19 protein-coding genes are annotated in these 21,072 nt (G+C 62.0%); 8 read left to right on the top strand and 11 right to left on the bottom strand.

From position 1 onward, the window contains the following. Positions 1–3: 3 nt before the first annotated feature. Positions 4–1,467 carry an NADH-quinone oxidoreductase subunit NuoN gene (nuoN, locus tag BLO97_RS13080; protein ID WP_092222673.1) on the top strand — a complete coding sequence of 488 codons (1,464 nt, stop codon included), beginning with the start codon at positions 4–6 and terminating at the stop codon, positions 1,465–1,467. A 145-nt stretch (positions 1,468–1,612) separates the two neighbouring features. Here the strand turns inward: nuoN and BLO97_RS32295 are convergent, their stop codons facing one another. After that, complete coding sequence (locus tag BLO97_RS32295) at positions 1,613–2,173, bottom strand: TetR/AcrR family transcriptional regulator (protein WP_092346323.1); 561 nt, start codon at positions 2,171–2,173, stop codon at positions 1,613–1,615. Positions 2,174–2,254: 81 nt separating this feature from the next. Between BLO97_RS32295 and BLO97_RS13070 the strand changes: the two genes are divergently transcribed. From BLO97_RS13070 to BLO97_RS13055, 4 genes are all read left to right on the top strand, one after another. Continuing rightward, positions 2,255–2,944 carry a DJ-1/PfpI family protein gene (locus tag BLO97_RS13070; protein WP_371914895.1) on the top strand — a complete coding sequence of 230 codons (690 nt, stop codon included), beginning with the start codon at positions 2,255–2,257 and terminating at the stop codon, positions 2,942–2,944. 23 nt (positions 2,945–2,967) lie between these two features. Beyond that, entirely contained in the window at positions 2,968–3,504 is a 537-nt protein-coding gene (locus BLO97_RS13065) for a DUF2867 domain-containing protein (RefSeq protein WP_092346146.1), read from the top strand. A 69-nt stretch (positions 3,505–3,573) separates the two neighbouring features. Further along, on the top strand, positions 3,574–4,683 hold the full coding sequence (locus tag BLO97_RS13060; protein WP_092346144.1) for an NAD(P)/FAD-dependent oxidoreductase: 1,110 nt from the start codon (positions 3,574–3,576) through the stop codon (positions 4,681–4,683). A 198-nt stretch (positions 4,684–4,881) separates the two neighbouring features. Then, positions 4,882–5,358: a hemerythrin domain-containing protein gene (locus tag BLO97_RS13055; RefSeq protein ID WP_063320464.1), complete on the top strand. Its 477-nt coding sequence runs from the start codon at positions 4,882–4,884 to the stop codon at positions 5,356–5,358. Between the two features lie 26 nt (positions 5,359–5,384). Here the strand turns inward: BLO97_RS13055 and BLO97_RS13050 are convergent, their stop codons facing one another. From BLO97_RS13050 to BLO97_RS13020, 7 genes are all read right to left on the bottom strand, one after another. Beyond that, positions 5,385–6,293, bottom strand: coding sequence for a LysR family transcriptional regulator (locus tag BLO97_RS13050; RefSeq protein ID WP_092346142.1), 909 nt, complete (start codon positions 6,291–6,293; stop codon positions 5,385–5,387). Positions 6,294–6,531: 238 nt separating this feature from the next. After that, on the bottom strand, positions 6,532–7,161 hold the full coding sequence (ycaC, locus tag BLO97_RS13045; protein ID WP_003203400.1) for an isochorismate family cysteine hydrolase YcaC: 630 nt from the start codon (positions 7,159–7,161) through the stop codon (positions 6,532–6,534). A gap of 58 nt (positions 7,162–7,219) precedes the next feature. Beyond that, positions 7,220–9,058 carry an amidohydrolase gene (locus BLO97_RS13040; RefSeq protein WP_024617381.1) on the bottom strand — a complete coding sequence of 613 codons (1,839 nt, stop codon included), beginning with the start codon at positions 9,056–9,058 and terminating at the stop codon, positions 7,220–7,222. Positions 9,059–9,176: 118 nt separating this feature from the next. Then, positions 9,177–9,815, bottom strand: a complete 639-nt coding sequence (locus tag BLO97_RS13035) for an antibiotic biosynthesis monooxygenase (RefSeq protein ID WP_092346140.1) — start codon at positions 9,813–9,815, stop codon at positions 9,177–9,179. Continuing rightward, positions 9,808–10,221: a DoxX family protein gene (locus BLO97_RS13030; RefSeq protein ID WP_092346138.1), complete on the bottom strand. Its 414-nt coding sequence runs from the start codon at positions 10,219–10,221 to the stop codon at positions 9,808–9,810. Before BLO97_RS13030 ends, BLO97_RS13035 begins: the two co-directional genes overlap by 8 nt. After that, a complete protein-coding gene (locus BLO97_RS13025; protein WP_063320460.1) occupies positions 10,218–11,165 on the bottom strand; it encodes a LysR family transcriptional regulator in 948 nt (315 codons plus the stop codon). The genes BLO97_RS13030 and BLO97_RS13025 overlap by 4 nt, the downstream gene beginning before the upstream one ends. A gap of 146 nt (positions 11,166–11,311) precedes the next feature. Further along, complete coding sequence (locus BLO97_RS13020) at positions 11,312–12,133, bottom strand: alpha/beta fold hydrolase (RefSeq protein ID WP_092222667.1); 822 nt, start codon at positions 12,131–12,133, stop codon at positions 11,312–11,314. Positions 12,134–12,493: 360 nt separating this feature from the next. Between BLO97_RS13020 and BLO97_RS13015 the strand changes: the two genes are divergently transcribed. Beyond that, a complete protein-coding gene (locus BLO97_RS13015; RefSeq protein WP_092346136.1) occupies positions 12,494–15,283 on the top strand; it encodes an ATP-binding protein in 2,790 nt (929 codons plus the stop codon). Here the strand turns inward: BLO97_RS13015 and BLO97_RS13010 are convergent. Both BLO97_RS13010 and BLO97_RS13005 read right to left on the bottom strand, forming a co-directional pair. Continuing rightward, positions 15,245–16,732, bottom strand: coding sequence for an ATP-binding protein (locus BLO97_RS13010; RefSeq protein WP_092144447.1), 1,488 nt, complete (start codon positions 16,730–16,732; stop codon positions 15,245–15,247). The genes BLO97_RS13015 and BLO97_RS13010 overlap by 39 nt on opposite strands. A 184-nt stretch (positions 16,733–16,916) precedes the next feature. Further along, complete coding sequence (locus tag BLO97_RS13005) at positions 16,917–17,867, bottom strand: GlxA family transcriptional regulator (protein WP_092144445.1); 951 nt, start codon at positions 17,865–17,867, stop codon at positions 16,917–16,919. Between the two features lie 247 nt (positions 17,868–18,114). Here BLO97_RS13005 and BLO97_RS13000 point away from each other — a divergent pair, with 247 nt between their 5' ends. After that, on the top strand, positions 18,115–18,837 hold the full coding sequence (locus BLO97_RS13000; protein WP_063320455.1) for a pirin family protein: 723 nt from the start codon (positions 18,115–18,117) through the stop codon (positions 18,835–18,837). Between the two features lie 384 nt (positions 18,838–19,221). Next, entirely contained in the window at positions 19,222–19,635 is a 414-nt protein-coding gene (locus BLO97_RS12995) for a hypothetical protein (RefSeq protein ID WP_092144441.1), read from the top strand. A 118-nt stretch (positions 19,636–19,753) separates the two neighbouring features. On the opposite strand, the gene BLO97_RS12990 is transcribed toward BLO97_RS12995, so the two are convergent. Continuing rightward, positions 19,754–20,797, bottom strand: a complete 1,044-nt coding sequence (locus BLO97_RS12990) for a GlxA family transcriptional regulator (protein WP_063320453.1) — start codon at positions 20,795–20,797, stop codon at positions 19,754–19,756. Between the last annotated feature and the right edge of the window lie 275 nt (positions 20,798–21,072).

Raw genomic sequence — 21,072 nt, 5'->3', positions numbered from 1 at the left:
GCTATGGAATTCACGATTCAACACTTTATCGCGCTTGCGCCGCTGTTGATCACCAGCGCCACGATCATCGTGGTGATGCTGGCGATCGCCTGGCGGCGCAATCACTCACAGACCTTCCTGCTGTCGGTGGCGGGGCTGAACCTGGCCTTGCTGTCGATCTTGCCGGCCCTGAAAGTCGCGCCCCTGGCGGTCACCCCGCTGATGCAGATCGACAGCTTCGCCTGCCTGTACATGGCGCTGATCCTGGTCGCCACCCTGGCCTGCGTCACCCTCGCCCACGCTTACCTCGGCGATGGCGGTTCGGGTTACCCGGGCAACCGCGAAGAACTGTACCTACTGATCCTGATGGCCGCCGCCGGTGGCCTGGTCCTGGTCAGCGCGCAGCACCTGGCCAGCCTGTTCATCGGCCTGGAACTGCTGTCGGTACCGGTCTACGGCCTGGTGGCCTACGCCTTCTTCAACAAGCGCTCCCTGGAAGCCGGTATCAAGTACATGGTGCTGTCGGCGGCCGGTTCCGCGTTCCTGTTGTTCGGCATGGCCCTGCTCTATGCCGAAGCCGGCACCCTGAGCTTCGTCGGCATCGGCCAGGCCCTGGCGGCCACCGGCCTGCCTAGCCCGATCGCGCAACTGGGCCTGGGCATGATGCTGATCGGCCTGGCGTTCAAACTGTCGCTGGTACCGTTCCACCTCTGGACCCCGGACGTCTACGAAGGCGCCCCGGCGCCAGTGGCGGCGTTCCTGGCCACTGCGTCGAAAGTCGCGGTGTTCGCGGTGATGGTGCGTCTGTTCCAGATCTCGCCAGTGGCCAGCAGCGGTGTGCTGAGCAACGTACTGACCCTCATCGCCATCGCGTCGATCCTGTTCGGTAACCTGCTGGCACTGACCCAGAGCAACCTCAAGCGTCTGCTGGGTTACTCGTCCATTGCCCACTTCGGCTACCTGCTGATCGCCCTGATCGCCAGCAAAGGCCTGGCCGTGGAAGCCATCGGCGTGTACCTGGTCACCTACGTGATCACCAGCCTCGGCGCCTTCGGCGTGATCACCCTGATGTCCTCGCCGTACAACGGCCGCGACGCCGATGCCCTGTACGAATACCGTGGCCTGTTCTGGCGCCGTCCGTACCTGACCGCCGTGCTGACCGTGATGATGCTGTCCCTGGCCGGCATCCCGCTGACCGCCGGCTTCATCGGCAAGTTCTACATCATCGCCACCGGCGTCGAGGCTCACCAATGGTGGCTGGTCGGCTCCCTGGTGCTGGGCAGTGCCATCGGCGTGTTCTACTACCTGCGCGTCATGGTCACCCTGTACCTGATGGAACCGAACCTGCGTCGCCACGACGCCGAGCTGCACTGGGAACAGAAGGCAGGCGGCGTGATGCTGCTGGCCATCGCCGTATTGGCGTTCTTCCTCGGCGTGTACCCGCAGCCGTTGTTGACCCTGGTTCAGCAGGCTGGCTTGACGGGCTGATCGCCTAGCGGTAGCTCGTAGAAAACAGAAACGGCACCTTTGGGGTGCCGTTTTTTTTTGCGCAAGGGAAACACCCTTTAGTGCCGCAGGCCAGTGGCATGGGCGCTAGCACTGGAATGCTATTTATTCAGTTGCCCGATTTAGCTCATGACCCAGCCCGCCACGGTGGAAGCGCCCTTTCGAAAAGTGAAAAGGCGCCATGCAGGAAACGGTTGAAGCGAGCGGCATCACGCCGCAGTCCTGCCTGTTGACCACCAATCAGGCACAGATGGGCCATCTGACCTATCACTTCTGCTTCGCCTGGCATAGGGACCAAGCGGCGGCACGTCCGTATCGCGAAGTCCAGTCTTCTTGTGTCAACACGCTGCTGAAACTCGCCTACCAACGGATCGTGCAGCGACCAGGCGCGGATGGAAACTTCCCGCCCCGGTTGTTTCTCAGCGGCAATACTCAAATAGCGTTTCAGGATTTCACCCGCGCTACTGCCCTGCCCCGCATAAGCGAGCATGCGCTCTGTGTAGTCTTCTTCCCAAGCGGCCAGCAAGGTGCGGACAAAATCTTCGCGATTGCGGAAATGGTGATAGAACGATCCTCGGGTCACATTCAATCGGCGCGATAGACTCTCGGCCGAAACGCCGGTATGCCCTATTTGGTCGAGGGCCTCAAAACCAGCCGCGATCCAATGGTGACGCGTTAGCTTTCCCACCAATCATTTCGCTCCCTATTGAGCACCATACAGACTGTGTAGGGTGCGTAACCGATCAGTACGCTGCGAACACCCGCAAAGATGGCCGTTGCGTTTTGCACGCCAGCACTTTTCATGGAGCTCGCCTTGAAGAAAATCGTTCTGGTCGCTTTCGACCAATTCACTGATATCGACCTATTCCTGATGTGGGACATCTTAGGCCGCAACACTGAGGATTGGCACGTCCGAATATTGGGTTCCAGCGCTATCGTGCGATCGGCGCACGGCCTGCCTGTTTCGGTGCACGGTCCGCTTTCCGAGGCCAACAGTGCTGACGCGGTATTGTTCGTCAGCGGCAAGGAAGGGATACCCGCTGCACTTGCCGCCCCGGATTTCCTGCCGTCGTTTGAACTTGACGCCAGACGCCAGCGAATTGGCTCCATATGCGCCGGAGCGTTCATTCTCGAACGGCTTGGGCTACTCAGCGGCCCAGCCACTACACACCCGGATGCACGAGCGAGCCTGCAAGCGCTGGGACTTGAGTCCATGGACCAACCGCTTGTATGCCAGGGAAACGTTGCAACCGCTGGCGGATGCCTTTCGGCGCTCTATCTGGTGGGATGGTTGGTTGAATCCTGGTTCGATGCCGACAAACGCCGTGCGACGTTGCTCCCTGTTCTACCGGCTGGGCAGCAAGCACTCTATGATGCCTTGATCGGGCTCAGTATCCGACAGGGAGAAGTGGGCGCCGCCCAACAAGAAACGCGACATGGCCTGTCGCCGAATTGGTAGTTAGAACTCAGGAGAGATCCCCGATGCCCCGAGAATTTGAGCTCATCACGGCCGTGCCAGTCCCCTCGAGGTCCGGCATCACCCACCTTTACAAGTCGATGAACCTGGCGGACGCTTTTGCGATTCGGCTCCCTGCGGGCACATCCAGCAATCCAGATCTGCTGGCTCGATTCATCTTTTCCCACCAGCCATCCTGGATCGGATGGCTCCTGAAAGTCCGAGACACTGTCGTTGCCGGTTTTGGTCTCAAGACAGCCAGACACTTGGCAACCCTTGCCAATCGGGTTGGCATCTTCAAGGTCTACAGCACGAACCAGACTGAAATCGTATTGGGCGAGGACGACAAGCACCTCGACTTCCGGATATCGATCCTGTGTTCTGCAGAGGCAGAGCCAGAAGGTAGCCGGCAACTGGTTCTTTCAACCGTGGTCCAGTGCCACAACCGTCTGGGCCGGGCCTACATCTTCGTTATTGCCCCCTTTCACCGCATGGTCGTTAAAGCCAGCCTCCTGCGTGCAGCGCGTGTCGGCTGGCCTCAGGCTACCTGCCCCCAGGGCTGAGAGCGTGAGCGACCAAATCAAACCTGCGCTATGAAAGGCTAACTTGCAGGCCCGGAAGGAGAGACAAGGTTGAACTTCGATTTTGAATGCGTGGTCGTGGGCGCTGGCGTCGTTGGGCTCGCCGTGGCGCGAGAGATGGCGCGTGCCGGGCATGAAGTGCTGCTGATCGAAGCCACCGAAGCCATCGGCATGGGCATCAGCTCGCGCAACTCCGAAGTCATCCATGCGGGCATCTATTATCCGCCGGGCAGTCTCAAGGCGCAGCTGTGCGTCGAAGGCCGGCACCGGTTGTACACCTATTGTGAAAGCCATGGCGTCGCTACCCACCGGCTCGGCAAGCTGATCGTTGCCACGGATCAGGCACAGGTGGGCGGACTCGAAACATTGCTTGAGCGGGGCTTGAAGAACGGCGTGGACGACCTGCGCCTGCTCGACCAAGAACAGGCGCAGGCACTGGAACCGGCCCTGGCCTGTGTCGCCGCGCTGTATTCGCCTTCCACCGGTATCGTCGATTCCCACGCTCTGATGCTGGCCTTGCAGGGTGACGCCGAAGCGGCTGGGGCGAACATTGCTTTCCGTACGCCTTTACTGGGCGCTCGCATCATCACTGGGGGCTTCATCCTGGAATTGGGCGGCACGGCGCAGATGACCTTGTCCTGTCGCCTGCTGATCAACGCCGCGGGCCTCCAGGCACCTGCTCTCGCCCGCCGCATCGAAGGCCTGGAGATGCAATGGGTGCCCGAAGACTTTTTGTGCAAGGGCAACTACTTCAGCCTCGCCGGGCGAGCACCGTTCCGGCACTTGGTCTATCCCGCCCCGGAAGCCGCCGGCCTGGGCATCCACATGACGTTGGACCTGGCCGGCCAGGCGCGTTTCGGCCCGGACACCGAATGGGTCGACTGCGAGGACTACCGAGTGGATCCGGCCCGGGCCGAAGCGTTTTACCCGGCGATCCGCAATTATTGGCCGGGCCTGCCGGACCAGAGCCTGCAACCGGCGTACAGCGGCATCCGCCCGAAGATTTCCGCCCCCGGCGAGCCGGCCCACGACTTTGTCATCAGCAGCGAGGCCGAACACCGGGTGCCTGGGTTGATCAACCTGCTCGGCATCGAGTCGCCTGGGCTGACGTCCTGCCTGGCAATCGCCAGTCGGGTCCGACAGCGGATCGAAAATATCTAGCCACCCGCGCAAAGTGCAACGCATTTTGCAGCCCGCTCATGCAGCTTGCACGACGCCGGAAATTATTTTCGTTCCAACTTATTGTTTTTAAAGAGTTTTTAAATCGATCTTCGGCTGGCACAGCTGATGCAATTCAGCTCTTACGCGGCGTAGGCGCTCGAAGCCTGCCCGCTTCCGTGTATTGCCGAGGAGCTACCTATGAATGCCATCGATCTGTTGAAAGCCGACCACGAACGCGTCAAAGCCATCCTGACTCAACTGAGCGAGTCGACTGAACGCGCCGTGAAAAAACGCACCGACCTGTTGGCGAAACTGGAAATGGAAATTTCCATCCACACCCGCCTGGAAGAAGAAATTCTTTATCCGGCTTTCAAGCAGGCCGGTGGCAAGGACGAGGCTGAAATGTATTACGAGGCCAAGGAAGAACACCGTACCGTCGACTCGCTGGTGCTGCCGGACCTCAAAGCCACCGATCCAACCCAGCCGGAATTCGCCGGTCGGGTGAAAGTGGTCAAGGAACTGCTCGAGCATCACATCGAGGAAGAAGAAAAGGAGATGTTCCCCCATGCGAAAAAATTGTTGGGCAAGGCAAAACTCGATGCCTTGGGTGCAGACATGGAAGCCATGAAAGCGCAGTACAAAAAAGAACTGAGCAGCGCCAACCTCGCCGCCTGATCAGAGCGCGGTAGATGCTTCAGCCGTCATGTGACGGCTGAATGCACTGCGGCGCTTTGTTGCATTTGTTCACGCAAGAATTCCACCAACGCCTGCACCGGGCGTGCACTTTGCCGATGCTGGGGATACACCGCCGACAGCGCCAACGGTTCGGTCTCGAAGCCTTCCAGGACCTTGATCAGCCGCCCATCCTTCAAGGCATCGCCGAGGATGAAAGCAGGCAGATAGGTGATGCCCATGCCGGCGATGGCCGCGTCCCTGAGCAAGTCCCCGTTATTGGCGCGCATGCGTCCCGTGACCTCCAGAGTCAGCGGTTTGCCGGCCCCCACGAAACGCCACTGCACCTGACGGCTGTGACCATAGGGCAAGCAGTCGTGATTGCGCAGGTCTTCAGGCCGCGCGGGTGTGCCTTTTTGCGCCAGGTAGGCGGGGCTGGCGCAGTACACCCGCTCGATAGTCGCGATGCGCCGGGCAATCAGCGTCGAATCCTCCAGCACGCCGATGCGCAGCGCCAGGTCATAACCCTCCCCCAGCAGATCCACCGAGCGGTCGCTCAGGTCCACCTCGACGCTGACGCCCGGATAGCGCTGCAGAAACAGCGGCAGCAGGCTGCCCAGGTGCGCCATGGCGAAGGACAACGGTGCGCTGAGCCGAATGGTGCCGCGGGGCTCGCTGGTCTGGCCGCTGATGCCCTGCTCCACCTGTTCGAGCTCATTGAGCAGACGCAGCGCCGCTTCGTGATAGCGCTGGCCCAGGGGCGTGACATCCAGCCGCCGGGTCGAGCGATTGAGCAGGCGCACGCCCAGGCGCTGTTCCAGTTCCATCAGCTTGCGGCTGACGAACTGCTTGGACAGCCCCAGTTTTTCCGCCGCTGCGGTGAAACTGCCCGACTCCATGACCTGGGCAAAGATGCGCATTTCTTCGAAGGGGTTCATTTCTTTCCAAGTAGACGGAAGGTGTCAGCCGAACACAGAACTGTGGCGAGGGGATTTATCCCCGCTGGGCTGCGCAGCAGACCCGGTAATGAATCATGGGCACATTCTGCCACAACTGGTTGGCTGACTTTGGGGCCGCTGCGCAGCCCAGCGGGGATAAATCCCCTCGCCACAAGGTTAATTGCCAGACAAAAAGATGCCCGCACATTGGCGGGCATCCGTTCAGCAAGAAAGCAGCTTACTTGGCCGTCAGCGCCGAGTAGCTGTTCATCAGGTTGCGGTAGTTCGGAATGCGCTGGGACAGCAGGTTGCCCAGGCCTTCGATGTCGTTGCGCCAGTCGCGGTGCAGCTCACAGGCCACCGAGAACCAGTTCATCATCTGCGCGCCGGCAGCGGTCATGCGTACCCAGGCAGCCTGTTGCACGGTTTCGTTGAACGTACCCGAGGCGTCGGTGACGACGAACACGTCGAAACCTTCGGCCAGCGCCGACAGGGTCGGGAACGCCACGCAGACATCGGTGACCACGCCAGCGATGATCAGTTGCTTGCGGCCGGTGGCCTTGATCGCCTTGACGAAGTCTTCGTTGTCCCAGGCATTGATCTGGCCTGGACGGGGGATGTACGGCGCATCCGGGAACATCTCCTTGAGTTCCGGCACGATCGGGCCGTTAGGGCCTTTTTCAAAGCTGGTGGTGAGGATGGTGGGCAGTTCGAAGAACTTCGCCAGGTCGGCCAAGGCCAGCACGTTGTTCTTGAACTCGTTGGGCGAGAAGTCCTGGACCAGGGAAATCAGGCCGGTCTGGTGATCGACCAGCAGGACGACCGCGTCGTCTTTGTTCAGACGGTTGTAGGCGGGAACGTTGCTCATGGGATGACTCCTTTGGGATGGATGTTACAAAACCTGGTGGGAGATCTGTGTGGATCAGTTAAAAGGCAAAGCAGGAACAGCCAAACGCGCCCCAGAAGCCTTGGAAATCGCTGACCGGGACGTTCGACAACCGCGCCCGTTCATGGCTGTGGGCATGCACCGTGCACGGGCCGCTGCACTGGTGGACCTGAGCCTGCAACGGTGAGGTCGGGCGCCAGTGGCCCGGGACCTTGACCACCGGCGACCAGTCCGGCAGCACCGGGACGCTGGCCGGCCCGAGCTTCTCGAAGTCGCCGGCGGCGTACACCACCTTGCCGTCGACCACGGTCAGTACCGACTCGATCCACTTGATGGCTTCTTCCTCGACGCTGAAGAAATCCGCGCTCAGGGCCGCCAGGTCCGCCAGTTGGCCGACCTTGATCTGGCCTTTCTTGCCCTGCTCCGACGAGAACCAGGCGCTGCCATGGGTGAACAGTTCCAACGCGGTCAGGCGCGGCAAGCCCTCTTCGTGCAACGAAAGGCCGCCAACCGTGCGCCCGCTGACCATCCAGTACAGCGAGGTCCAGGGGTTGTAACTGGAAACGCGAGTGGCGTCGGTGCCGGCGCCCACCGGCACGCCTTCGGCGAGCATGCGCTTTATCGGCGGCGTGGCTTCGGCGGCCTTGGCGCCGTAGCGGTCGACAAAGTATTCACCCTGGAAGGCCATGCGATCCTGGATCGCAATGCCGCCGCCCAACGCCCGTACGCGCTCGATGTTCTTCGGCGTGATGGTTTCGGCGTGGTCGAAGAACCACGGCAAGCCATTGAACGGGATGTCACGGTTGACCTTCTCGAACACGTCGAGCATGCGGCTGATGGATTCGTCATAGGTGGCGTGCAGGCGGAACGGCCAGCGCTGTTCCACCAGGTGGCGGACCACCGGTTCCAGGTCCTGCTCCATGCCGGGCGGCAGGTCCGGACGCGGCTCGAGGAAGTCCTCGAAATCCGCCGCCGAGAACACCAGCATTTCACCGGCGCCGTTGTGCCGCAGGAAATCATCGCCCTGGTGCAACTTGACGCTGCCGGTCCAGTTCTTGAAATCGCTGAGTTCTTCCTTGGGCTTCTGGGTGAACAGGTTGTAGGCGATGCGCACCGTCAACTGCTGCTCGCGGGCCAACTGCTCGATCACCGCATAGTCGTCCGGGTAGTTCTGGAAGCCGCCGCCAGCATCGATGGCACTGGTCAGGCCCAGGCGATTGAGTTCACGCATGAATTGGCGCGTGGAGTTGACCTGGTACTCCAGCGGCAGCTTCGGCCCTTTCGCCAGCGTCGAATAAAGGATCATCGCGTTGGGCCGCGCCACCAGCATGCCGGTGGGTTCGCCCTTGCTGTCACGCACGATCTCGCCACCCGGCGGGTTCGGCGTGTCACGGGTGTAGCCGGCCACCCGCAGCGCGGCGCGGTTGAGCAAGGCACGGTCATACAGGTGCAGCACGAACACCGGCGTGTCGGGAGCGGCCTGGTTCAGTTCCTCCAGGGTCGGCATGCGTTTTTCGGCGAACTGGAATTCGTTCCAGCCGCCGACCACGCGCACCCACTGTGGCGTTGGCGTGCGGTCGGCCTGGTCCTTGAGCATGCGCAAGGCATCGGCCAGGGATGGCACGCCCTCCCAGCGCAGCTCCAGGTTGTAGTTCAGGCCGCCACGGATCAAGTGCAGGTGCGAGTCGTTGAGCCCGGGGATGACGGTGCGACCCTTGAGGTCGATGACCTGGGTGCCACTACCGCGCAGGGCCATGGCTTCGGCATCGGTGCCCACCGCGACGAAGCGTCCCTGGCTGATGGCGACTGCGCTGGCGCGGGGTTTCTCACGGTCGACGGTATGGAATTGACCATTGAATAGAATCAGATCGGCGTTCATCGGGTTTCCTTCTGAATGAGTAGAGGCAAGGGACAGACGTGGCCAGAAAGCCGCCGCCGCACTGAGCAAGGACCCAGCGGCCAAGAGTTGGCGGCGCAGCGGGTCGGTTGGATCGTCGTTATTGGCCATGGCCGGGCTCCAGGTGTTCGTGGGCCTTCGAAGCTTCCATCCAGGGTGCGAACAATCGAGTCGCCAGCGGCATGAACACGTACACGACCGAAAGCACGATGGTCAGGGTGATCAGGAACGTCGCCACCACATAGTTGGAAAGAAACGCATTGAGTTGCAGCAACGGCCCCCAGATCAGCGGCACTAGCAGGGTGTGCGGCAGGATGACCAGCAGCGTCACCACCGACTGCTTCCAACGCGGTGGCGGTGTGGCAGCATCGGCCAGCGGGGCGAACCAGAACTCCTTGTGCGGCGCGACTTCGGTCTGGTCGCCGTCGGCCAGCAAGGGCGTGGCCTCCTCCACCAGCTCACGGCGTTCGGGCGAGTCCAGCCAGCGTTGCATAGCCTCGGTGGAACAGAAGCGCAGCACGCAGGTGAACAGCGATAATCCGCCCCGCTTGCCCCGGACCACGTCCACACCCAGGTGCCCTGGCCACTGACCGGCCACGCTTACGATGCGCCGCAACCAAGCCTCGTAGGCCGCGTCCTGGCCGGCCTTGATCCGGTGCTTGACCACCAGGGTGACGATTTCGTCGAAGCCGGGTTTGGCCGGGCTCGCAGGGGAGCCGATGGTTTGAGATTCAGACATGGCGAAGCACTCCAACTAAACGCGTGTTCATCGCCAGGCGCCCGGGCCCGGCAATCAATACGCTGGTAAATATGATCAGCAGCAACCAACCGAACTGCCCTTCTTCCAGGCTCCACTGCGGGTGCACCACCAGCAGCGCCACCGCCAGGAGAAACAGGATCGGCAGGCACGCCAGACGCACCAGCACACCGGCCATGATCAGCAGCGGACACAGCACCTCGGCGAAAATCGCCAGGATCAGGGTCGGTGCTGCGCCCAAGTGAAACGGGTCTTCGATGCGGGTCAGTTCGACGCTGTAGTGCAACAGCTTCGGCAACCCATGGACCCACAGCAAAAACAACGCGCCACTCAGGCGCAGGAACAACAAGCCCAGATCCTGCAGCGGGCGCTCATCGGTCATGTTCATCGGTGGGCTCCATCCGCGGCGATCGAGGCCGCCGCTGGCAGCGGTTGGGACATGTGGCTGGCAATGCGCGAACGCAGCCAGCGCTCGGCCGGGTCGTTGTCATGCACCCCGCTCCAGACCATCGACAGCTCGGCGGCATTGATCTCGAACGGAGGGTCCTCGGCGCGCAGCGCACAGCCTTCCACCAGCGCGCAGGCGGCATAGTCGGGCACGGTGGCGATCAGCTCGGTGCCGGCCAGCAAGGCCCGTAGCCCGCTGAATTGCGGCACCGCCAGCACCACTTTGCGGGTCCGGCCGATGCGGGCCAGGTCGAGGTCGATGTTGCCGCTCAGGTCGCCCGAGAACGAGACCATGGCGTGGGGCCGCGAACAGTATTCGTCCAGGGTCAAAGGCCCCGGGCGCTTGTCGCCACGCAAGACCTTGCAAGGGATGTCCCGCAGTTTCTTGCGCTTGGCATTGGCCGGCAGATCGGTGGTGTAGCTGACACCGACGCTGATTTCACCGCTGGCCAGCAGCGACGACATCAGCAGGAAATTGGCCCGGCGCACCACCACGATGATCCCCGGCGCTTCTTCGCGCAGTTGGCTCAGCAACGGTGGAAACAGGCCGAATTCGGCATCGTCGGACAGACCGATACGGAACACGTCGCAACTGGTGGACGGGTCGAAGGCCTTGGCCCGGCTGACCGCGCCAGAGATGGTGTCCATGGCCGGTTGCAGCTCTTGCAGGATCGCCAGGGCCCGCGGGGTCGGTTCCATGCCGCGCCCGTGGCGGATCAGCAACGGATCATCGAACAGATCCCGCAGCCGCCCCAGCGCCGCGCTCACCGCCGGCTGGCCCATGAACAGCTTTTCGGCGACGCGGGTCAGGTTTTTCTCGAACATCAGCGCCTCGAAGATCACCAGCAGGTTCATGTCGAGGCGGCGTAAATCGTTGCGGTTCATGGGTGTTGGTCCTGTCGAATACCGATCCTGTGGGAGCGAGCTTGCTCGCGATAGCCGGGTGTCAGTCGGCGGCGATGTTGACTGTTGCGCCGCCATCGTCGGAACGCCGCCCGGAGCAAGCTCGCTCCCACAGGTGTGTGGCTTGATCAGCCCTGGATGAACGCCAGCAGGTCGGCGTTCAACCGGTCCTTGTGGGTATCGGTCAGGCCGTGGGGCGCGCCCGGGTACACCAGCAACTGTGAGTTCTTCAGCAATTTGGCGGCGGCGATGCCAGCCGTTTCGATGGGGACCACCTGATCGTCATCGCCGTGGACTACCAGGGTCGGCACGTCGATGTTGCGCAGGTCTTCGGAAAGATCGGTCTCCGAGAACGCCTTGATGCAGTCATAGGTGTTCTTGTGGCCGGCGAGCATGCCCTGCATCCAGAACCAGTCGATCATGCCTTGGGAGACTTTGGCGCCCGGACGGTTGGCACCGAAAAACGCGCTGGCCACATCTTTGTATAGCTGAGAACGGTCAGCCAGGGAGGCCTGGCGGAAACCGTCGAACACCTCCACAGGCAGACCGCCGGGGTTGTCCGGGGTCTTGAGCATCAGCGGCGTCACCGCCGAAATCAGGCCGAGCTTGGCGACACGGGCAGCCCCATGGCGACCGATGTAGCGCGCCACTTCGCCACCGCCGGTGGAGAAGCCGAGCAACACCGCGTCCTTCAAGTCCAGCCGCTCGATCAGCTCGGCGAGGTCATCGGCGTAGGTGTCCATGTCGTTGCCGTCCCAGGGCTGGCTGGAACGCCCGTGCCCACGGCGGTCATGGGCGATCACCCGATAGCCATTGGACGCCAGGAACATCATCTGCGCTTCCCAACTGTCCGAGTTCAACGGCCAGCCGTGGCTGAAGACCACCGGTTGACCACTGCCCCAGTCCTTGTAGTAAATCTCGGTGCCGTCGCGGGTAATGAAGGTGCTCATGACGTGACTCCTTGAGGTGGGTGGATCGCTTTATGGTCCGGCCATGGGAGGCATCTGCGTGAGTTAAACGTTGTTAATTTTTTCGGAACTGAAGTGTTAAAAACCCTCGCTGTTGTGGCGAGGGAGCTTGCTCCCGCTGGACTGCGCAGCAGTCCTAGAACTGTCACCTCGGCGTGTCAGATTGATTGGGGGTGAGGCCTTTGGGGCCGCTTCGCGGCCCAGCGGGAGCAAGCTCCCTCGCCACGGGGTTCTGTGTCTGGCAGACAGGCTGTGGGAAGCCCGCGCCGTTGCGCTTGACGCAAAACCTGAGGAATATGCTCAGGTAAAGCCCAGGCACCGGACCAGAACATTGAGAGCAACATGAGCCAATACCTCAGCCTGCCCGTCGAACAGACGGTGCACTTCGGCCCTTACCGGGTCCATCCTCGCCAGCGCCTGGTGCTCGAGGGTGGGCAACCGTTGCGCCTGGGCAGGCGGGCCGTGGAGATTCTGCTGGTGCTGCTCGAGCACGCTGGCGAGGTGGTGAGCAAGCAGCAACTGATCGCCCGGGTCTGGCCCAGGAGCGTGGTGGAAGATACCAACCTGCGCGTGCACGTCGCGGCACTGCGCAAGGCCCTCGGGGATGGCCAGGCCGGGCAGCGCTACATCGTCACCGTGGCGCAGCGCGGCTACAGTTTTGTCGCGCCGCTGTCATTCGAACCGCTCGACCAATGGGCGCACATCCCTCATCCGTCGTTGACGCGCAACCTGCCGCTGCAGCGCACCCGCATGATCGGGCGCCAGGCCCTGGTGGAAAACCTGGTAGCCCAGCTACCGCGAAAACGCTTCATTACCCTGGTCGGTACCGGCGGCATCGGCAAGACCACCGTTGCCCTGCGGGTCGCTGAACGGCTGATCGGCCAGTACCGTGACGGCACTCATCTGCTGGACCTGGCATCGCTCAACGAAGCGGCCATGATCGCCCCCAACCTGTGCGCATTGCTCGACCTGCCACTGCAGGACGGTGATCCGCTGGACGCCATCGCCCGGCAGCTCAAGGAGCGGCATCTGCTGCTGGTCATCGACAACTGCGAGCACCTGATCGACGCCGTCGCCCTGCTCGCCGAAACCCTGCTGCGCGGCGCTCCTCACCTGCACATCCTGGCCACCAGCCGCGAAGACCTGCGCGCCGAAGGCGAACACGTGCAGCGCCTGGATGCCCTGGCGTTCCCGCCCCGGGAAATGCCCATCGAGGGCTATCCCGCCCTGGAATACCCGGCGCTGCAACTGTTTGCCGAGCGCGCGCTGGCCAGCCGTGACGACTTCGAACTGAGCGACCGCGAGGTGCCGTTGATAGTCGACATCTGCCAGCGGCTGGACGGGATTCCCCTGGCCATCGAGCTGGCCGCCGGACAACTCGGCCGCTTCAGCCTCGAAGCACTGCACCGGCAATTGCAAGACAGCGTCGCCCTGCTCCACAACGACACCGGCGCCGCCCCACGCCAACAGACCCTGCGCGCCACGCTGGACTGGAGCTTCGCGCTGCTCACGGCCTGCGAGCAGACCTGCCTGCGGCGGCTGGCGGTGTTCATGGGCAGTTTCAACCTGGCCTCGGCCGCCGCAGTGATCGTCGGCCAGCATGTCGCGCCCGATCAGGTGCTGGTGTCGGTCAGCCAGTTGGTCGCCAAATCGTTGCTCAATGTAGAGATCGGCGATGAAGAGGTGCGCTATCGCCTGCTGGACACCACCCGCCGTTATGCCTTGGAAAAACTGGCCGAAGCCGGGGAATTGGCGGCCAGCCAGGAACGCCATGCCGAGCGCTGCCTGGCGCTCATGGGACAAGCGGAAAGCGATTGGGAAAACACCCCCACCCGACTGTGGATCACCCGCTACGCCGACTATCGCGACGACATCCGCGCGGCGCTCGACCGAGGCTTGGGCCCGCAAGGTTCACACGCCGTCGCGATCCGCCTGACTGCCCGTACCCTGCCCCTCTGGCAGGAGCTGTCGCTGCTCAAGGAACACGGCCTCTACGTCAACAAAGCGCTGCAATTATTGCGGGCCAGCCCCGCGCCATGCCCGCGCTTGACCCTGGCCCTGGAACTGGCCCACGCCAGTTTCAACTACCACACCGAGGGTGGTACGCCGGCCACTGTCCGCGCCTTCGCCACGGCCCGGCAACTGGCCCGGCAATGCCAGGAACTGGCCGGCGAACTGAGGGCCGTGTCCGGGCAAATGACCGTCGACCTCAGTTGCGGCGACTACCAACAGGCCCTGGCACACAGCCGGGATTTCGACCGGTTGGGCTTGCAGGGCGACCCGACCCTGTCCTTGAGCACTCAACGCCTGCGGGTGCTGGCGCTGCATTTCACCGGCGACCAGGGCGCGGCGCGGCGCGAAGCCGAACAGGTGATCCAGCGCCTGGCCCAAAGCGGTCACCTCAGCCGCTTCAGCCACGGCTTCGGCGTGCAATACGATCAGAGCGTGGCCGCGCTGACGGTTCTGGCGCGCATCCTCTGGCTGCAAGGTTTTGCCGAAAAAGCCCGGCGCACAGCCAACCTGGCGCTGCAAATCGCCTTGCAGATCAACCACGGCATTTCGATCTGCTACACCTTGGCGCTGACCGGTTGCGTGATCGCCCACTACACCGGCGATCATTCGATTGCCCGGGAAAGGCTCGACCTGTTGAAGCAACAGGCCAAGAAACATTCGGTGATGCTGTTCCACGACTGGGCCTGCCATTACGACCGCGCATTCGATGGCCAGCCCCTGGCAACACGCCCGACAAACGGCTTGATCCAGGACATCGCCGTCACCCTGCGTAGCGACTTCGTCAGCCCGGCGCAAATCGAACGGGCGCGCAGTGGCGCCGCGGGTTGGTGTTCGGCGGAGATCCTGCGGGCCGATGCCGAGAGCTTGCTGGCCCGGAACGAGCCGTCTCTTGAAGAAGCAGCCGAAGCGCAACTGCTGGCCGCCCTGGGCATCGCCCGTCGTCACCAGGCCCTGGCCTGGGAACTGCGCAGCGCCACGTCCCTGGCCCGTTTGTGGCAGCGCCAAGGGCAGGCGCATGCTGCGCAGGCGCTGCTCGACCCCGTCTATCGACGCTTCACCGAAGGTTTCGAGACCCCCGACCTATTGGAAGCCGGCGCGCTGCTCCAGGCGCTGACTTGACGGTTGGGGTCTTGAATGCCGGACTCCCCAAGCGCCTTGCAACACGTAACGCCGATGAAACACAGGCCACTGGCCACTGCGTCGCAATTTGTCCATGGCATAGGCGCGAGTGGTGTGGAGCAGATGGAAGCGCCCCCCTTCGGCAAGCGGCTCGACCATCAGCAGTGACGCGCCCACCAGCCGCGACAGCAGCGAGGGTAATTGCCCGACACTCAGCTCAGCGCAACTGATCACGGCCAGCGCCGCCTTGAGCGTAAACGGCCCCTCGAACACCGCCAGACGCTGGAATGCGGTTTTTTCGTCAGTGCTCAAACGCTCGAAACTCGAGTCCAACACCGCCTCCAGGCTGCGGTGCCGGGCCACCGCAGTACGCCGCCCGACGCTCAAGAGGGATAAACCGTGATCCAGTTGTTCCAGGACCCCTGCCACTCCCAAGGCATCGACCTGGGCCGCCGCCAATTCCAACGCCAGCGGCAATCCGTCCAGGCGCTGGCAGATCTGCGCAAGCGTCCGCCAGTCGCGACCACCCGGCCTGAAGCCCTGCTGCCGGGCGCCGACCCGCTCGATCAGCAACTGCACCGCCGGGCATGCCTCGATCTGATGCTCCGGTTCCAGGGGCGACGCCACGGCCAGGCCCGGCAGTGACACAATTCTTTCGTCGGGCAAGTCCAAGGGTGCGCGACTGCTGACCAGCAACGACACCCCGGGCGCCGCAGCCACTGCCTGGACCAGCTCCCGACAAGCATCGAGCAGGTGCTCGCAACCGTCGAGCACCAGCAACATCCGATAGGGTTCGAGAGAGCGGGCCAACGCCCCCTGCTCCACGCCCAGCACACCGGCCACTTGCGCCACCACTTGCGAGGGGTCGCTGACGTCCGCCAGGTCAACGAACCAGGCACCGTCCTTAAAGTGTTCGAGCAGCAGTTCCGCCACCCGCACCACCACGGTGGTCTTGCCGACCCCGCCGGGGCCGGTCACGGTGGTCACGGCTTGACGGGGCACTTGCGCCAGTAACCGCCCCAGGACTTTGTCGCGACCCACCACCGGGTTCAAGCGCCTGGGCAGGTTGTGTCGCTCGGTTTGTGGACTGAAAGGCGACTCAACGCGCGCTTGCGCTACCAGGGGCAGCGCAAGGCAATAGCCTTGTCGAGGATGATTGAGGATATAGCGAGCGCCGCCGCGCCCATCACCGAAGGCCCGCCGCAGCGCCGCAATGTGCACCCGCAGGTTGATGGCCTCCACGACGCTGTCCGGCCAGACGTGGGCGATGAGTGTTTGCTTGCTGACGTACTGGCCGGCGTGCTCCACCAGCACCTGCAGGACATCCAGGGCACGACCGCCCAGTGCGAGGGGCTGGCCGTCACGGGTGACCAGCCGCTGCTGCCGGTAGAAGACAAACGGACCGAAGCCCACCGCCGGCTCGCTATAAGGTTTGACGAAACTATTCATGGGCGATCCAGCGCCGGATAACCGGTGCGAGCGTCCGTGTGCGGATTCACCGGACACGTCTGCCCTGGCTCCTGCGCATCCTTTCCAAAGGGTTCGCCGTTATCTTGGCAGGCGCAGGCCTCAGGACAATGCTGGCACAGGGAGCGCCACGGACATCACAGTGCCCTGGACGGACACCGATGGCTCAACTGAACTGCTGGCGATACTGCACCGGGGTCAGGCCGAGCTTTTCACCGAACAAAAAACGCATGTGCCGCACGCTGCCGAAGCCACTGCGAAACGCCACGGTCTTGAGTGGCAGGTCGGTGGTTTCCAGCAACTGACGCGCCCGGTCAATGCGCGCGCCTTGCAGGAACTCCATGGGTGTCATCTTCACCTCACGGGCGAAGACCCGGGCGAAATGCCGCGCACTCATGGCAGCCAACGCGGCCATGCGCTCGATGGTGAAGGGTTCTTCCAGATGTTCCATCACATGATTCTGCACGCGGGTAATGGCCGATTCCTGCGTCGACACCGCCGCCACCGAGGGGCTGAACTGCGCCTGTCCGCCCTGGCGTTTCATCACTACCAGCAGCACCTTGGCCACATCCAACGCGACTTTGCGACCGTGATCCTGAGCGACGATGGACAAGGCCAGGTCGATTCCGGCGGTGACACCGCCGGAGGTGATCAGGCGGCGGTCCTGCAGGAAGATCTTGTCGGTTTCCACCAGGGCCTTGGGGAAACGTTGGATCAGGCGTTCGGTGTAATGCCAGTGGGTGGTGACGCGATAACCGTCGAGCAAGCCCGCCTCACCGAGCACAAAGGCGCCGGTGCAGATGGAGCCGTAGCGCGTGGCCCGTTGCGCCGCGGCCCGCAACCAGGTGTGCAGCCCCGGATGCTGGTCGTTATAGGCCCCCGGCCCGCCCGGCACCAGCAACACGTCATAGGCCGCCCATGCCTGGTCGATATGGATATCGGCCTGCACCGACACGCCGTTGGACGCCCGCAACGGCCCGCGCTCGGTTCCCAGGGTCAGCAATTGATAACGCTGATCCGCTGCGAGGTAACGATTGGCGATGGAAAACACCTCCAGAGGCCCGGCCATGTCGAGCAGCAAAAAATCCGGGAACAGCACCATTGCAACGGTTTTCATTTAAAAAGACGCCAAAAGAATCCAGAAACTATAAATGCCCCCTGTGGGAGCAAGCTCGCTCCCACAGGGTCTCTCGTCAGCATTATGTCGAAGCGAAGCACCCGCCGGTAGGCATTCTCGATTGTCCACCAGTAACGGACAGTCTTTCGTTTTCCACCCGCTTATTGAATATTTGGATAACCATTAACCTTCTTCTGAACCCGGCGAACGGCCCAGTCGTCGCCCACAGACATCAGGAGAATTGACCATGCTGACCCTTCGCAAAGCTTCGGACCGCGGCATTGCCCGCCACGGCTGGCTGACCTCGTTCCACACCTTCTCGTTCGCCAGCTACCGTGACCTCAACGAACAAGGCTTCTCCGACCTGCTGGTCATCAACGATGACCGGGTCGCCGCCGCCAAGGGTTTCGGCCAGCATCCCCACCGGGACATGGAGATCTTTTCCTACGTGCTTGAAGGGGCCCTGGAACACAAGGACACCCTGGGCACAGGCTCGGTCATCCGCCCCGGTGACGTGCAGTTGATGAGCGCCGGCAGCGGCGTGGCCCACAGCGAGTTCAACCACAGTGCGGACGAGCCGGTGCACTTCCTGCAGATCTGGATCGTGCCCAACGTCAGTGGCGCCACGCCACGCTATCAACAGGAGCATTTCAGCAGCGAGCAGAAACGCGGTCGCCTGCAATTGATCATCTCCCCGGACGGCACCGACGGCTCGCTCCAGGTGCGCCAGGATGCACGGGTCTATGCCGGGCTGTTCGATGGTGAGCAAAGCGCCACCCTGACCTTGGCGCCGGAACGCTATGCCTACGTGCACGTGGCACGAGGCGCTGTCGAGCTCAATGGCCTACCACTGCAGGAAGGTGATGGCGTGCGGGTGCGCGAAGAGCAAATCCTGACCTTGAGCAACGGCAAGGATGCCGAAGTGCTGGTGTTCGATCTGCGGCCTCAGGAACTGCCACAGATGCCCTGAAGCAACCCGATGAACCCTTGTGGGAGCGAGCCAGCTCCCACAAGGGTTATCTTGCGTATAACGCTAAGAAAGATTCGAAAGTCCTGAATCCATGATCAATGACGTATTTCAGGCGAAAAACATCTAAAAAAAGTCAGGCGACCTGAATAATCCAGGCTTTGATAATGGAGGGGTCGCGCAGTAGGAAAGATGCACCGGGCCGCCTCGGAATGCGTTCGTCTGTTGCCACGAGCCAGGCCGACCTATAAAGTTCCCGAAATAGTTTTGTTTCTGACCAATGGTCACTGCATGCTTCCAACACAAATTGACCCCATGCGCGCACCAAGGCAAAATAATTTCACTTTGCCATCAATTCTCCTGACTTGCTTATTCACGGAAGAAAGCATGAAAACCGTTATATCCCTCGCGTTACTCTCTATTGCGTGCAGTGCGGCTGCGGACGTCCAGAACATCAAGTACCTCTACGATGATTCGGATGCCGTGTACTCCATCGTTTCGTTTGTCGACAGCGGTTCAGCCATCCAGGCCACCGTACAAAGATCGGGCACTTACTTCACCAACTACACGAAGCTTGAACTCGACTGCGCCAACCGCAATGTTCGACACATGGGGATGTACAACAGTCTTTCAGGGGTGGAAAAAGCTCAGTTCGACCAGATGGAAGGGCGAATCATCGATGGCTCGATAGCCGACGAAGTCGGAAAAGTGCTGTGCAAAGACACCTCCTTGACCGCTTCGAAAGCCGCGCCACAAACTGAAGACCTGCCCACCGAAAAACAAACAGACGATAACACCTGACTTGCGTTCGTCGCGCAGGAACTGTGTGGGAGTAAAGCTTGCCCCCACATTGCTCCCGCGCTACGGCGCGGCAACGCCCTCGCCCCCCTGAAAACTCATCTCTGATCTGCCTGCGCCTTCATCGCACGGTTTGTTTGCGCTCCGATTTCGAGCGATAGCTGCCAGGCGGCACACCAAAAAAATCCCGGAAACGACGCTGGAAGTGCGGGGAGCTGACGAAGCCCGTCGCCACGGCGATTTCGGTCACGGATCGATTGGTTTGCTGGATGAGCTGGCGGGCACGCGTCAAGCGCAGTTCCAGGTAATAGCGCGTGGGCGTCGCACCGAGAAAACTGCAGAACCGCCGCTCCAACTGCCGCTTGGAAATCTTGACGCACGCCGCCAGCTCATCGATGGTCAACGGCTCTTCTACGTTTTGCCACATCAGTTCCAGGGCCAGCTTGAGGCTTTCCGGCAACGTCGGGTCGGTTTCGACGAAGACCGGAGGCAAGTCCGTCGCATCATCGCCAGACTCGTCACAACGAAGAATTTCCTCGATGGCGCCCACGAGCGCCGCCCCGCCCGTCTGGCGAATCAATTGGAGCATCATGCGCAGCGAACTGTTGGCACCCGCGCAACTGACCCGCTCCCGATCAACGACATAGGCCCGGCTGGACACCTTCACATGGGGAAACACCTCGGCCATCATGGCGCGGCTTTCCGGGTGGACAGCGCATTCGAAACCGTCCAGCAGATTGGCATCGGCCACAAAGAAGACGCCGTTCCACAGTCCTCCCAGTATCGTCCCAGACGCCGCGTTGGCACGCAGCTTGCGCCGCAGCAAGGGATGGCCTTGCAACTTCACGCGAAAGCCCCCGGCGACAATCAGCACGTCCTGATTTTCCGGCATCTGCGCCAGTTCGATGTCGGTCGAGATGACAATGCCCAGGTCGCTCGTGACTTGCCCACCTGAAACCCCCACCGTCAGCACTTCATAGAGGGGCATGTCGCTCATCAGATTGGCGGTCACCAGCGCGTCCACCGCACCGGTGAAGGACATCATCGAGAAATTATCCATCAATACAAACGCGACGCGGATCGGCACCTGGCTGGCGGGCGCTGATCCGAGCGGTCGATAAGCCATGTTCTTGTTTTTGAGTACGCTCTCGAATGCGCTTGGCATAGGGCCTCGTTAATACATCAAAGACGATGATGATTGGCTGCGCGTGGGTGCCTTGAGCCGCAGGGCGAAGGCGCAGAGCAAACCACGCTATCTTCCAGGCTAGTCAAGCCGGCTGCAATCGCGCCTGCGCCGTCTACCGGTCGGTCCGCGCCATAATGGAAAGCCTCAAGTGCCTACGACTTTGGTCGATACACTGTCAGTAGGCATGGGCGCTTTTCCCTTCCAGAGACTCGCAACGCCAACCACTGCTGTTTCCGCCGCTCCAACACTTAAAA

This window comes from Pseudomonas sp. NFACC05-1, from assembly GCF_900100135.1.
GTDB classification, from domain to species: Bacteria; Pseudomonadota; Gammaproteobacteria; order Pseudomonadales; family Pseudomonadaceae; genus Aquipseudomonas; species Aquipseudomonas fluorescens_Q.
This window is presented reverse-complemented; position numbering and strand designations above follow the sequence as displayed.